At 40.9% G+C, this 13,918-nt stretch carries 8 protein-coding genes; 2 read left to right on the top strand and 6 right to left on the bottom strand.

Going from position 1 to position 13,918, the window contains the following annotated elements; all coding sequences use genetic code 11:
* Positions 1-15: 15 nt before the first annotated feature.
* From G586_RS0110010 to G586_RS24890, 6 genes are all read right to left on the bottom strand, one after another.
* A complete protein-coding gene (locus G586_RS0110010) occupies positions 16-444 on the bottom strand; it encodes a hypothetical protein (RefSeq protein WP_026527659.1) in 429 nt (142 codons plus the stop codon).
* Complete coding sequence (locus G586_RS0110005) at positions 441-887, bottom strand: LytTR family DNA-binding domain-containing protein (protein ID WP_026527658.1); 447 nt, start codon at positions 885-887, stop codon at positions 441-443. Before G586_RS0110005 ends, G586_RS0110010 begins: the two co-directional genes overlap by 4 nt.
* A gap of 2 nt (positions 888-889) precedes the next feature.
* On the bottom strand, positions 890-2,272 hold the full coding sequence (locus G586_RS0110000) for an alpha/beta hydrolase family protein (protein ID WP_026527657.1): 1,383 nt from the start codon (positions 2,270-2,272) through the stop codon (positions 890-892).
* 332 nt (positions 2,273-2,604) lie between these two features.
* The gene (locus tag G586_RS0109995; protein WP_026527656.1) at positions 2,605-6,864 is read right to left on the bottom strand and encodes a leucine-rich repeat domain-containing protein; all 4,260 of its coding nucleotides are present in this window, start codon (positions 6,862-6,864) and stop codon (positions 2,605-2,607) included.
* 224 nt (positions 6,865-7,088) lie between these two features.
* Positions 7,089-8,615 (bottom strand): cysteine--tRNA ligase, encoded by a 1,527-nt coding sequence (cysS, locus tag G586_RS0109990; RefSeq protein WP_026527655.1) that lies wholly within the window; start codon positions 8,613-8,615, stop codon positions 7,089-7,091.
* 181 nt (positions 8,616-8,796) lie between these two features.
* Positions 8,797-12,123 carry a leucine-rich repeat protein gene (locus G586_RS24890; protein ID WP_051204700.1) on the bottom strand — a complete coding sequence of 1,109 codons (3,327 nt, stop codon included), beginning with the start codon at positions 12,121-12,123 and terminating at the stop codon, positions 8,797-8,799.
* Positions 12,124-12,261: 138 nt separating this feature from the next.
* Here G586_RS24890 and G586_RS0109980 point away from each other — a divergent pair, with 138 nt between their 5' ends.
* Both G586_RS0109980 and G586_RS0109975 read left to right on the top strand, forming a co-directional pair.
* Positions 12,262-12,942, top strand: coding sequence for a hypothetical protein (locus G586_RS0109980; RefSeq protein WP_155834089.1), 681 nt, complete (start codon positions 12,262-12,264; stop codon positions 12,940-12,942).
* Positions 12,929-13,903 (top strand): hypothetical protein, encoded by a 975-nt coding sequence (locus G586_RS0109975; RefSeq protein WP_026527653.1) that lies wholly within the window; start codon positions 12,929-12,931, stop codon positions 13,901-13,903. Before G586_RS0109980 ends, G586_RS0109975 begins: the two co-directional genes overlap by 14 nt.
* Positions 13,904-13,918 lie beyond the last annotated feature (15 nt).

The following is a 13,918-nucleotide window of genomic DNA, read 5'->3' as shown; positions in this document are numbered from 1 at the left end:
CTTCATATTATATTTCTAATTTCTTCTTTGAAAAGCTTCAAGATCCGCCGTCATCTTTTCCGCCGTCTTTCTATCTAAAATCCACCTGATCAGATTAACCAATATAAACACAATGATTACACTGACCGCTACTGACGCAGCCTGAAATGCCATATCAACAGTAAGGGGCCTGCCTCCGAACATTATCACCAGAAGAGCTACTACGATCAGCAGCAGCTGAATCACCTCTCTGATGATAGTCTGAGCAATTGACATCTCCTTTGTGGTTCTCATGCAAAGCCCGGGAATACTGGTTATAGCCCCATAGATAAGGGGATAAGCAAAGGCCTCATAGCCAAACTTCTGATCCGGTTTTAGAACTCCGCCAAGCACAAACATAGCCACATTTATATGTGTTACTATTATGAAAAAATTCCTGAATGCATCAACCACGCGCTCTTTCATTCTGCTTCCCCTTTAAGTTTCTTTTTTACATCCGGCACATACTTCCTGGAAATTATCACTTTTTCTCCATTTGCAAGCATGCACATAAATCTGCCGTTAAGCGCCGGCTTTATTGATGAAACCTTCATAAGATTTACTACAACGGATTTGGAGATGCGCGCAAACTCTCTTTCAGAAAGAATGCTCTCAAACTCGTAAAGGCGCTTTCTGGCCTCATAGCAATCTTTTTTCATATAGATAAAAGTCTTATCATCCACTGCTTCAATGTAATAAATATCAGTGATGGGAAGCTGATAGTGCTTCTCTTCCAGCACCGCTTCAATGCTGCCCTCTCTCGCCTTTACAAACCTGACGATATCCTGCACCCTGCTATCTGTCTTGTAGCAACCTATCTCTACATATTCAGTATTGGTCTCATCAATTTTTTGAATTCTAACGTCCATTATCAGTAGCTTTCCTGTACAGTAAATGTACCTTCTCCCTTTAAGTAGCAGTTGAAGAAATCACGTACCAGCGAGTTTGTTATGTCTATGCAATAGCCTGAATCCACAGATCCTTTTCCAAGTAAGCCTGCAAGGAATGGGGAAAAAAGCGGCAGATCAGTATAGTCCATATGCTCAGAGCCGGCAACATAAGTTTCAAAGCCTTCATCCGCATTATTCAGTATAACATTGTTCGCATAGGAGTAGGACAGTTTTCCTGCCTCTGCTGCCTCCAAATGGTGGGGTTCATTGGTGATGCAAAGCAAAGGAGTTGTATATCTCTCTTCATTTATAACAGGCATTCCGTTTTCAACGCCTATCTCTTCGCCGAGCATTGTGCCATCAAGGTCAACAACAGCACCAACATCTTCTCTTCTTCCAACTGTAACTGCGGTTGCGCCGCCAAGTGAATGACCGATAAGTCCGATCTTTGAAGTATCTATAAGTGATACTGCTTCCTTGATCTCTGCTTCTTTACCACTTGCAAAGCACCAGCTGTCTCCATAGTTTCCGGATGCGCCTTCTTTTAATGTATCAACCACAAAGTTCATATCATCCATGCGAAGCTTCATCCATTCTGATGTAACCTCGTAGATTTCCTCTTCTGTATAATGTGCGTCAGGATCATTTCCAACGCTCATTGCAGTCTGAACAAATGTCTGATCAACTGTGATCAGTTTTCCATCTGAATCCTTGGTGTAGAAGGAGTGATAAGGATGATCAAGGCTAACTACAACGTATCCATTACTTGCAAGTTCCATGTATGTTGAGGTGTTGCTCTGATAGTAACCAAATGCTCCATGAGAGAAAACAATAAGCGGAAGTGTGTGCATGCTCTCTTCTCCGTTTTCATTTATGTAGTTCTCAGGATAATAAAAATGCACCGGAACTTCGCGATAGGATCCATCTGTCTCAAAAGTCTCAACCCTTGATGAATCAATAAGAATTGCCTCTTTCTGTGCCACTTCATATTTTCCTGTTAATGGTCTTCCGTTGTAATCCGTAAAAATGAAGGCCGGAATCAGACTCATTATGAAAAGAACTGCACTTAATACTGCGCTAAAGAAAATAGCAACCTTACTCTTTTTGTTTTCATTTTTCCTAGTCAAAAGTGCAATAATTCCGGCAACTACAATTCTGATGATCAGGATGATGAAAAGCCCTTTAAATCTGAATGAAAAATCAATTCCGGGTAATAAGATCATTGCAAGATATATAAGGAGCTGTGCTGAATTTTCAACAATCCTGCTTACAGACCACTCCTTTTTAACAGGATTCTTTGTAGCCTCGAACACTACGAATCCTATCTCGGTAATCATAAGTACTGCGAATAAAAAAATAGTCATGTTATATCCCCTTTCGTTTTTAACTATACTGAATATAAATCATGACTGTGAATCAAACAATGAATTGTCCGGTAAGATACATTTATCCAAGGTAAGATGCAGAACAAAGAGTCGCTCGCGACTCTTTGCGCGCTGGTGCGCGCAAGCTTTAGCTTGCAAAATTCATCTGCGCACCAGTCGCATCCTTAGCGGAGCGCTTTTTATTCAAGAGGAAATCCAAAGGAATTTCCTCTTGAATAAAAAAGGATTTCGACTGGAAAATCCAACGGAACCGGTTGCATAACAGAAAACAGGGCAGCCTTACGGCCGCCCTGCAATGTAAAACTTGTGAATTACTTTTTCTTCTTTTTGAACTTAAAGTTTGCATTCTTAAGTCCGCCTTTAGTCAGCTTCTTTACATTAGCATCAAAGGTTTTCCTATCCTTAGCCATTAGTGTAACCTTAACCTTAGAATTAACTCCCTTGAATGCTCCCTTCGCAACACTCTTCAAGTTATTGGCATTAATCTTCAGTGTCTTAAGATTCTTACAGCCTTTGAAAGCATTCTTCTGAATAGTTTCTATCTTAGACCCTGAGAGATTTACTGTCTTAAGCTTGGAAGCACCCTGGAATGCACTTGATTCAATCTTGGTTACGTTCTTACCAACTGTAATCTGCGTAATTTTCTTGTTGTTCTTAAATGCATCAGCAGATACAGATGTAACAGGGTATGTAACTCCATTAATCGTCACAACATCAGGTACTGTAATCTTAGATGCCTTTGTATTGTTAGATGATGTAAACTGAACTCCACCATCAGCAGTTACTGTATAGGTAGCTCCTGTCCTTGTGTCAGTAAGAGTCTGGCCCTGAGTCTGCTGATTCTGGTTACCGTCTGCAGGATTGGTTGCAGGGGTTGTCTCAGGAGTTGTTTCAGAAGGTGTTACAGGAACCGATGTCGAAGCATTCGAAGGATCAGGTGTCTCTTCGTATTCATCGTAATCGTCATCTTCATCGTCATAGTAATCATCATCCTCATTGTACTCGGTTACCCTTACTACGCATGTGTCTGTCTTGCCACCGTATGTACAGGTTATTGTAGCTTCCCCGACTCCAACAGGCTTTATTTTTATAGATCCAGAATAATCAGGTCCCACTGTATAGTAATCATCATCATAATCGTCATCCTCCCCATAAGTTATTTTTTGATTATAGGGAACCAGCTCTACAGCATCGCCTTCAACGCTCCATTCTGCCTTGTATAAGATGTTACCGGAATAACTACTATATCCGGCGTAAGCTGTCAGAGTATTATATCTTCTGCCAAGATACATATTCATGTAGTTGCTGCTAAGCGTAATTTTGTCCAGAGCACTAACTGTAAATGTTGCAGGATAGCTTGTAGTCAGCGTAGTATCAGCATCAAGCTGATAGCTTGCATTAATCTTTACTGTACCGGACTCCTTTGCGTAGATATAGAAGGATCCGGAACTATCCTTTCTAAATATCTCAACCTTATCTTCGCCTTCCTCAAAAGTGAACTTAACCTTACTGTAATCCACATTTTTATTCGGATGAACATCTAAAGACAGATATGAGTATGTGCCCTCACTAATTGTTCCACTTGCATATATACTAATGGATGGCCCATATACTGTGATATCCATTGCACCCATGCGTTTTCCATCAGATACAGTTACCATAGCATGTCCTTCCTTCATCGGATAGAGCTTGCCGTCACTTGTCACGTTAAGTACATCTGTATCACTGCTGGTCCATGTAAGTTCAGAATCATATGCCTCATCTTCATAATAAGTGTACGATCCCCTTGAATTAAGGTAATAAACTGAAGGCTTTGTATATGATTCTCCCTCATAAAGGATACTATTTGTGGAAATATAGAGCTCCTGAGTTTTTGGCTGTATTCCTGATGTATCAACTGTTAAATTCGGAGTATCTTTAAGTGTCCCATCTGCATTCCTTACAGTAACATCTACCTCAAGAGATTTTATATCTCTCTTAGCAAGAGCGTAGGTTCTTCTGGGAATCTCAAAGTATCCATAAACCTTTTCTCCGGGTCTTATCTTGGCATTTTGTCCGCCATCCTCTGTATACCAGTTAATATTATCAAGAACATCTACTCCATTGATCTTCTCAACATTAAGGCTCACATCCATAGCCTCAGAAGATTTATTCTCAACAAATACAGTCACATCAGCTGAATCACCATATTTTATTACGGTAGAATTGTATGCTGTGTTGGTGAACTCTGAAATTGAAGTTGCTGTGATGCTCAGATCATTATTATTAACAATTTCCTTTTCACCACCTTTTACTCTCTCATATGTGATTCCATTCTGGCTGGAAATCGTGAAATCGTGATTGGCATTTCCTATTGTAAGCGCAACTTTAATCTCATCAATATTCATTGTTCCCAGCTGTGCAAAAGCTCTGGGATAAATAGAAAGTGTAAATTTCTGCTTTCCATTTGCATAAACATCAATGTATTGAGATGCACCAACATTATAGTAGTAGTTTAAATATGAATTATTATAGAACTTAAGTCCGTTTATACTTGTAATATTTAATGAACCTGACTGATACTTAGCCTCTTTATTATCAAACAAGAATTCCAGATTGTAATTACCATTACTATAGTAACCTCTTTCGAGAGTGACCTCCATGTCATCGCCGGAATATACTACTCTATTGGAATCAGGAATATTCAGAATAGGACCGTTGCTGGCTGCTTTCTGTACTTCCTCTTCTTCCGTTTTTTCCTCATCATCTTCCTGGGGCTTATCCTTCTGCGGCTCAAGGACCTCGATTTCACAGGTTTTTGTTATATCTCCCAGCGTCATCGTGATTGTTGTTTTTCCAACCTTCTTGGCACGTATTCTTATTTTGTTAATTTCATAATCATCATCATCATCATAATCCTCATAAGCTCTTGTGATGATCTCAGCAACAGAACTATCTGCAATAGTCCATGTCGGATTAGCTAAAATTGAGCCACTTGAATAGTTACTGTAAACACGTAGAGCTCTAGTTGTAGAGTAATCATCATAATCATCCTCTGTGCTTGTCTCGGGATCAAGATAGTACAAAGTGAGCTTATCACTTGAAAGTCGAATGCCTGCGCTTGTAAGCTTTTTAACCTTTACAAACTGGGAAGCTTTTATTTTTACCCCTGCACCTGTCGTATAGGTTGCTTCAACCTCTGCAACGCCTTCTTTTTTTCCTATCAGGTAATTCCCCTGTATCTCGAGGATATCCTCATTTTTGCTCGTAATTTCTAAATCAGGCTCATCCTCATATGGATCAGGTGTAAGTGTATATGAGAAATACTTCCTGGTTCCAACATAAATATCCTTAGTGCTAATGGTCATAACAGGATCTTTTACCTGAACTACCGTGGAAGCCACTGTACCGTTATACTCGGCTTTGATGACAGTAGTACCTGCATCAACCATTGTAAGGCGACCATCTTCTATTTTAGCTACATCCTCCTCACTTGATGTCCAGGTAACTTCACTATTAGGCATATAGGAGCTTCCTATTAACATCTGATAAGTGACCTCATCACTACCGTAGTAAACAACACTATTGCCGGTAATTGATGCATATGAATATATGGGGCTTTGAGGATTCCCTTTTGTAAGCTTTGCTAATTTCTCAGTGCTTATTGTCGTCTCAGCCAGGGCTTCAAAATTGCCCAGTTTATTTATCACAATTTTCAGATTAGATTCTTTAAGTACATCTTTCCAATAATCGCCTTCATTAATACCCTCATCCTGAATATTTCCGGTTAGAATAAAATTCTTATGTATCCCCGTGCTATTCAAGGCACCACTGTAATATACTCTTGTTTGTTCGGGATTAGATATCGTAATTGATATGTTATCATCAATTTCATTTTGTGCCTCACCATAAAGATAAGATGAAGCGTAGTTATTTGAATATGACTCATCGTATGAATTAAGATTGATTTTCAAAGAGCCTTTATCTGTATCCACTTTTATCTGACAAACAGCTTCATCTGAAAAAACGGATTGAGCCTGTGACTCCTCAGTAATAAGCTTATAATTGAAACCACCTACTGCATTGGTAGTGATTTCTTGTCCACCAATATTCTTAACCTTGAACCATCCTGAAATCTGTTCGATCTTATTTATTTTAAGAAAGTCAAAAGTCGCAGTTGAAACAACCGCATATCTGGTCACAGATGTCTTAGGATTAATTCTTACAAAATGACTCAGCGTCTCACTAGTTGCAGATGCCGTATTTGAAAATACATTATTTCTATCAAGCAGATCAATTCCTATATAACGATTATTAATTTTCTTGGCATACATCTGGACATAGATTGGCTGATTTGTGTTGTTCTTAAGCTCAACCTCTGCATTGTATCCGGTCTCGTTATATCCGCCTGAAGCATTATCCAGATGTGTACTAAGCACAGTTGCCGTAAGTACATCGTTATTAACCAAAACTACGTCCTTATTGTCCCTAACCTTAGCAGAAGCTCTCATTGCCACAAATGGCATAAAAAGAGTTATAATCAGTAATGGAAGAATTACTGCAAAAGTTAGGCGTCTGTTACCAAGCCTCATAGAAACCTCCTTGTTATTGAATACACGTAACACTTTCTTATCAAAATTGAGCACCTCTTTCGGAGACTCACTAAGTCGATAATATTCCAATCATATTCAAAATACAATAATGCATATTATTAAATTTTTATGATTATGTTTTAAAGATAATTTTTGCGCGAAAAAAAAGACTACCAGCCATCATAACCGGTAGTCTTTCTTAATTATTCTTATTTAACTTGTTGTCAGATAAGTGTCCACTTAACGCCTTCGCGTGTGTCCTTGATCTCAACACCCTTGGCAAGGAGTTCATCTCTTATAGCATCAGCTGTTGCAAAGTCCTTTGCCTTCTTAGCTGCTGCTCTTCTCTCGATAGCGTCCTTGATGTAAACTTCAAGCTCAGGATCGATGTCTGCAGAGTCATCTGCAAGTGCATGTCCGATGAGGTCCAAAGAAAGAACCTTGTCAAAGCTATCTACAAGTGCAAGCTTTGTAGCTGCATTTGTGTCAGCCTTAAGTACATCGTAAAGAAGTGTTATAGCCATTGAAGTGTTGAGGTCGTTTGAAACCGCATCCGCGAATTTATCCTCAAACTCCTTCTTCACATTCTGATCTACGTCTGCGCTGTTTCTGATTGCTTCAAGAACCTGTGCAACATCTGTAGCTTCTGCTGCCTCTGAGGCCTTATCCTGCTTGCATTTCTCTGAGAGTGCCTTCAATGTTTCATCAGAAGCGATGAGTGCCTCAACCTTCTTAACAAGGTTGTTGTAGGCTGTCACTGTGTTATCAAGAACCTCGAAGGAAAACTCGAGGGGCTTTCTGTAATGTGACTGGAGGCAGAAGAATCTGTAAACAAGGGGATCATAGCCCTTCTCCTGAAGTACGGAAACTGTGAGAACCGCACCCTTGGACTTACTCATTTTTCCTGCTCTGTCATTTAAGTGATTGGAGTGGAACCAGTATTTGCACCACTCGTGACCAAGGTAGCTCTCGGACTGAGCAATCTCATTGGTGTGGTGAGGGAAAATGTTATCAACACCACCACAGTGGATATCGATGAACTCACCAAGGTGCTTCATGGAAATGCATGAGCACTCGATGTGCCAGCCGGGATAACCAACACCCCAGGGGCTGTCCCACTTAAGAGCCTGGTCCTCAAACTTGGACTTTGTAAACCAAAGAACGAAGTCTGTCTTGTTCTTCTTGGCTGTATCCTCTTCAACGTCATCGCGGACACCGACTGCAAGCTGCTCCTTCTCGATAGCAGATGAAAATACATAGTAATCCTCAAGCTTGCTGGTATCGAAGTAAACGTTACCACCGGCAACGTATGCATAGCCCTTTTCAAGAAGAGTCTCAACCATGTGGATGAACTCAGGAATGCAGTTGGTTGCAGGCTCGATGACATCGGGGCGCTTATTGCCGACAGCATCGAAATCCTTGAAGAATGCCTTGGTATAGAAATCAGCGATCTCCATTACTGTCTTGTGCTCGCGCTTTGCGCCTGCAAGCATCTTGTCCTCACCTGTGTCAGCATCTGATGAAAGGTGGCCGACATCAGTGATGTTCATTACGCGCTTTACATCGTAGCCACAATATTCAAGTGCCTTGATGAGTGCGTCCTGCATGATATATGTACGGATATTACCGATATGTGCAAAATGGTAAACTGTGGGGCCGCAGGTATACATTGAAACCTTGCCGTCCTCTCTGGGGATGAACTCCTCCACATCTCTTTTAAGAGTGTTATAAAAGCTGAATTTATGTGCCATCTCTAGACTGCTCCTTAAAATCAAAAACTATATCATTCGACATTATATCAAAAAATCTAATGTTTTAACAAGATTCACAAAAGCTAAAAACTTGTTATAAACACTTTTTAAAAAGATGCATCTTCGAGAATCCTGCACTCTCAAAGATGCATCTGAAATCATTTATTGTAGCTTAGGTTTATCACTTGCTTGAGATTATTTTAATAAGTTTTTTCTTAGTTTTTCCCTTGACGCCGTTTATTTTAACGCTTGCATCCTTGCTAAGCTTGCCGAAAGCTCCCTTTCCTACTGAAAGAGATTTATTTGCCTTAACTGTAACCTTCTTTAGCTTCTTACAATTATAGAAGGCTTTGCTTTCGATCCTGGTGACATTTGATCCTATTGTAAGTGACGCGAGCTTCTTGTTGCCCTTTGCAGCATTCTTTGCAATTGAGGTTACAGGATATTCAACTCCATTCACTGTTACTACATTTATAGTAGCCCTCTTAACTGCGTCTATCTTTGCCACTGTAGCTTTTCCGTCAACGCCGATTTTGTAAGTAACTCCGTTTTCACTATAGGATATTGGAGTATTCTGCGTGTTAACAGTTACGGGTGTTGTAGCTGCAGAGGTTCCGTTTTCTGTGCTGCTGTTGCCACTATCAGAGCCGCCATTGTTGCTACCAGAACCACCGTTATCGTTGCCTGCTCCGCCATTGTCAGAGCCGCCATTACCGTTATCGCTAGCAGAACCGCCATTGTCGGAACCGCCGTTATCGTTGCCAGAACCACCATTATCACTACCGGAGCCGCCATTGTCTGAACTGCCGTTACCGGAACCACCATTATCACTACCTGAACCGCCGGATTCTCCACTATCGGAACCACCGTTTCCACCGCCGGATTCTCCACTATCGGAGCCACCGCCAGGTTCATCTCCACTACCATGCTCATCTCCGGGCTCTTCCTCAGCCGGAGGCTGATTATCAAAGCCGACATAATTCTTTCCAACCTTCTTACACTTCAGGTAGTTGAGACCATTTTCATCGGCGTACATGGTGTCTTCTAACGAGGTCAAGGTTCCATATTCATAGCATCCATAATTGAACCTGATTGCAAAAACATATTTAACCCCGGGCTTAAGACCAAAAATTCTGGCATTTGTATATTTTGAGTCTATACAGATTGATGCATAGTCTCTCGAATATGCCATCGATCTTGCAGCCAGATAGCAGTTCTTCAATTCCTTCTCTGTATACCTGGTCGGAAGTTCGCAATAACCTATAGCTGTTTGATATCCACCGGTTGTAAGTAATTTTGCGAAGCGCTCCTTGAAATAATCCTGAGCAAAGAATTTCTCTAAGGTTTTGCTCCAGTCAAGATATGCTTCACTTCCTTTTCTTGTCAGGGCTACGTTGTACATATCCGCATTTTTGGTAAATTTCTCTATGCCCTTACGAAGATCATAAGTACCCTTTTCTCCCTCTGTTACAATGCCGCGTTTATATGCGTACATCTTTTTATAGGATAAAGTTCCTTTTTTGAAGCTGCAGAGCATCATTACAAGATAAGATTTATCAGGATCAAGTTCTGTAAAAGTATACGTCTTATCTTTAGGATCGACTTTGATTAACCTTGCATCTACCTTTTTTACAGCCTCGCGTACATTCGGTCCGAAATTTTTCAGTGCTCCAAATTGCCGCTCGTCAGCTTCTTTGTCATAATTCGCCTCCTCAACACAAGCGAGGTAGATTTTCTTCTCATTATTTGGTCCACTTACTACTGCACCGCTGTCATCCTGCTTTGACCAGTCTACTGTGATAGTATCAGTCATGGCTTCTGCAGAAAATTGAAAACTACTGGATCTATAAATCGGATAGATCTCTACACTATCATCGAGATCTTTTCTAGTGTTTTTTTCATGCGATTCCTCTATAGGTGCAAAAACTGCGGAATCATCGTAACTCTCTGTAGTAACATCCGGCAAAACCGAATAGATGCTTTTGATTGTCTGATAGTTTTTCCCTTCTTTTACAAAGGTACTCTGAACGACAATTGATGTAACAAAGGTATAAGAATGCTTTGTGGAAAGTCCGCGTACAGTATAATTCCCCTGATTATAATGGAACCTATACTCCCCACTTCCCGCCATCGCTTTCGCATCTTTAAGAGCAGCTTCCTTACCCTCTGCCTGATCCGCAAAGCCAAGATATGCAGAATGCAGTTCAACGCGCTTTGCACCCTCAGCCAAGGATTCCTCTTTAATCTTCTTGATCAGCGGCCTGATATCTACCTGCGCCGTAGTTCCCGTAACACCTAAAACCTTCATGCTTCCTGCAGTAGAAGCTCCACCCGTATATGCTTCCTCAAGCGTGAAGGATTTGCTTCCTTTGGCCAGACTGCCTGATTTTTTCTTATATTCGTAATCAAACGAAACAGTTACATAATAGCCGGTATTTGGCTCAAGATTTTTGATCGTATGCTGTTTTTTATCAAAATCAACACTTACACGTTGTACTTTACTGAATTCATTTATTTTATAAGGCAGCTTCATGAAGCCAATTGTTGGTTTTTTTATCTTCCATGACTTAGCACCGGCATCCTGCCATTCTTCGATCATCTTTTCTACGCCGCAGCTCCAGTCAACAGTCATTGCCGTATCCGTTGCATCTGCCACAAAAAGTTCTCTGTTTGTGCTCTTTGGCTTTGGAGGGAGCGTTGGTTCACCGGGGTCTGTAGGATCCTTTTGATCATCAGATTCCTCAGAACCTTCCGGCCATGGAACATCACTAATCTCAGGGTCAGGATCCTCGTTAGCATCCTCAGGATCAGGATCATAAATATCAGTACACGCAGGACCAATTAAAATAACAGGCTCAGAGTTAGCATATTTATTTAAATTGCTGGTTAATACCTTAACCTTTATTTTTGTTTCATATTCACGTGCAGTAATAGTATCGTAATTCGTGTCGGAGCAATAAGTGCCTTGGTATCCGGTAGCCTCGATCAAATGAGCACGGTTTACATCCGACCAGGTAATCCAGTAGCATTTTTCTCCGTTCTTCTTTTTTACCTTGAGAGTTAAATCCTGAGGCTGTGGCATACGCTCGGTTATTGTTGTCGAATAGCTTGATATCACACAACCCGGCTCATTCTTATACGACTCTATCGAACCATATTCCTTCATCTTATTAAGTGAACCAATGACATAAAGCGTATATGTTCCAAGGTAATTAAAACCGTGATCTATTTCTGTGCTTGTTCCAGTGATCGTTTGAGCTATGTCCTGGTAACCGTTATAACCGGAAAAGATAAGTCTCTCTGTCCCGGTATCATCCTTGCAGACGAGCAAAACAGAATAATATCCCGGTGTTCTTGCCGTGAAAACATATCCGTCACCTTTAAAACCAAGATTCTCTGCAGGAATCATTGTTTCCGCTCTGGTAATTATGGATGAGCACCCAAATAAGACGATCATGCACATCAAATATGCGATGACCAAAAACAGATTGTTTTTGATTTTCCCCATTTTACTTTCCCCTAAAACTTTCTCCTTAAATACTACTGTCCCCTCAGAAGATGATTATAACACAGACCACCTCTTTCCAGACAGCATAAATGGTACATTTTGTGGCAATGAACCCTGCAATTTGGTAAAATGATTTCCATGAGCAAAAATAATAATACCGAAACGAAAAATGAATCTATATTTCTAAGTGATCAGCTTATGACAACTGCCTGCGCGCTAGTTGTTGTAACCAGTATCATTTGTCTTGTTTTTATTCCAAACGAGGGTGATTCCTTTAACAATTTTGAAATCCTGATTAAGCTATCGACGACCATAGCTATGTATCTGGCATATCGCAATTACAGCTGGGATGTGGCAAAAGGACTAATGGGCGGAGTTCTGTTCTGTATCATGTATCAGGAGGCTTATCTGGTTCTTGGAAAACTGTGGGGCGAGGAGGACTTTGATACTTACCTCATAGTTGGAGTTCAGGGTAGTATTTATCTGGCTGCTGCCGGAATGTCGTTTCTTATGACGATCATCATAACCCTCAATCATTTTCTGATAAATTATGCAAGGCACGGGAATCCTGAAAATGTCATACTAAACCGCATGGCTATCAGCTTTAAATTTGTTGTATATCTTTTGCTTCTCATTGCAAACAGCAAGCTTGGATTTACACGAATGTTACTGTGGAAAAATGCATTCCAATACCTGAATGACATGTCCATATTCCTGCTGCTTGTGAGCATCGAATCTCAATTTGACTCATTTAAACAGCTACATCAGGAACTGCTTGCAGAAAAACGTGAACGGAGAAAAAACAATGAACATACGTAAACGACTTTCCGGATTATGGCTTATGGCCATGACACTCCTTTCACTTGGAGCATATACTGCCTTTTTTGTTGCACAAATGTGGCTGAATGTATTGCACGGCTTTTATCTGTCACTGATGACTCTGCAGCTAATCACGCTTGTCATGTATTTATACGGCCCTGAAAAGATGAAGAATAAGCTGATGCGTGTTGTCTACCATGTTTTTTATGCAACATCGTTTTTGGTAATCCCCGCATTTATCTTCATTTTTATGGGACTGATTTCTCAGTATCATGTAAAAATTAAAGACAGCATCAATGCTACCAGAATGTCCACTGAAAAAATCCTTCCGGGGGATGAGACCTTAGTTTACAACACCGGCAAGGTTTACGTGATTTTTCCCGAGTATTCAGATGTTGAGCTTGTGTGCAAGGATCGTCCTTCAAAATTCGACAAATCAATAACCTGGTGCTCAGGAGCAGCCTTCCAGCACACTGTAAGTCTTGGCTTTTCTCAGGAAAATGTGGAGGGTGATCACGCCGTAAACGGTGAGCTGTATGAAAGCCCTTATAACAAGTCATCCTTCGCAGCCTTTACCTACTCAAACGGTGGTTTCTCATTTGAATTCGATGACCCGCAAGGTGCAATAAAAAAGGCCGCCTCTGAGGGAGGAAGCGGCTTCATGCAATTCGCACTTATAAAAGATAAAAAGACTGTTATGCGCTTTGACAGGCCAAGAGCCCGCTGCTACAGAACTCTCGCTGAGCTTAACGGAAGTCTTTGTATCATCGATTCCGTAAACATGCTTCATTTTGATGAATTCATGAAGGAGCTTAGAAGGCTCGGCGTAACAAACGCAGTCTACATGGACATGGGCGCCGGATGGAATTACTCCTGGTACCGCAATGCAGCCGAAAAGGTTGTAACTCTTTTCGGACTTCCTGTACCCTGGTCTCACAATTGGATCGTGTTTAGAAATTAAGACTTCCGCAGTGGG

Source organism: Butyrivibrio sp. VCD2006 (assembly GCF_000423925.1).
In the GTDB taxonomy this organism is placed as follows: domain Bacteria; phylum Bacillota; class Clostridia; order Lachnospirales; family Lachnospiraceae; genus Butyrivibrio.
The sequence above is the reverse complement of the archived record's forward strand: the minus strand, read 5'-3'. Positions and strand labels throughout refer to the sequence as shown.

What these genes read in the sequence shown, in the direction of transcription:
- G586_RS0110005 (WP_026527658.1), bottom strand. Translation starts at nt 887, where the DNA reads ATGGACGTTAGAATTCAAAAAATTGATGAGACCAATACTGAATATGTA.
- G586_RS24890 (WP_051204700.1), bottom strand. Translation starts at nt 12,123, where the DNA reads ATGGGGAAAATCAAAAACAATCTGTTTTTGGTCATCGCATATTTGATG.
- G586_RS0109975 (WP_026527653.1), top strand. Translation starts at nt 12,929, where the DNA reads ATGAACATACGTAAACGACTTTCCGGATTATGGCTTATGGCCATGACA.
- G586_RS0110000 (WP_026527657.1), bottom strand. Translation starts at nt 2,272, where the DNA reads ATGACTATTTTTTTATTCGCAGTACTTATGATTACCGAGATAGGATTC.
- G586_RS0109995 (WP_026527656.1), bottom strand. Translation starts at nt 6,864, where the DNA reads ATGAGGCTTGGTAACAGACGCCTAACTTTTGCAGTAATTCTTCCATTA.
- G586_RS0109980 (WP_155834089.1), top strand. Translation starts at nt 12,262, where the DNA reads ATGAGCAAAAATAATAATACCGAAACGAAAAATGAATCTATATTTCTA.
- cysS (WP_026527655.1), bottom strand. Translation starts at nt 8,615, where the DNA reads ATGGCACATAAATTCAGCTTTTATAACACTCTTAAAAGAGATGTGGAG.
- G586_RS0110010 (WP_026527659.1), bottom strand. Translation starts at nt 444, where the DNA reads ATGAAAGAGCGCGTGGTTGATGCATTCAGGAATTTTTTCATAATAGTA.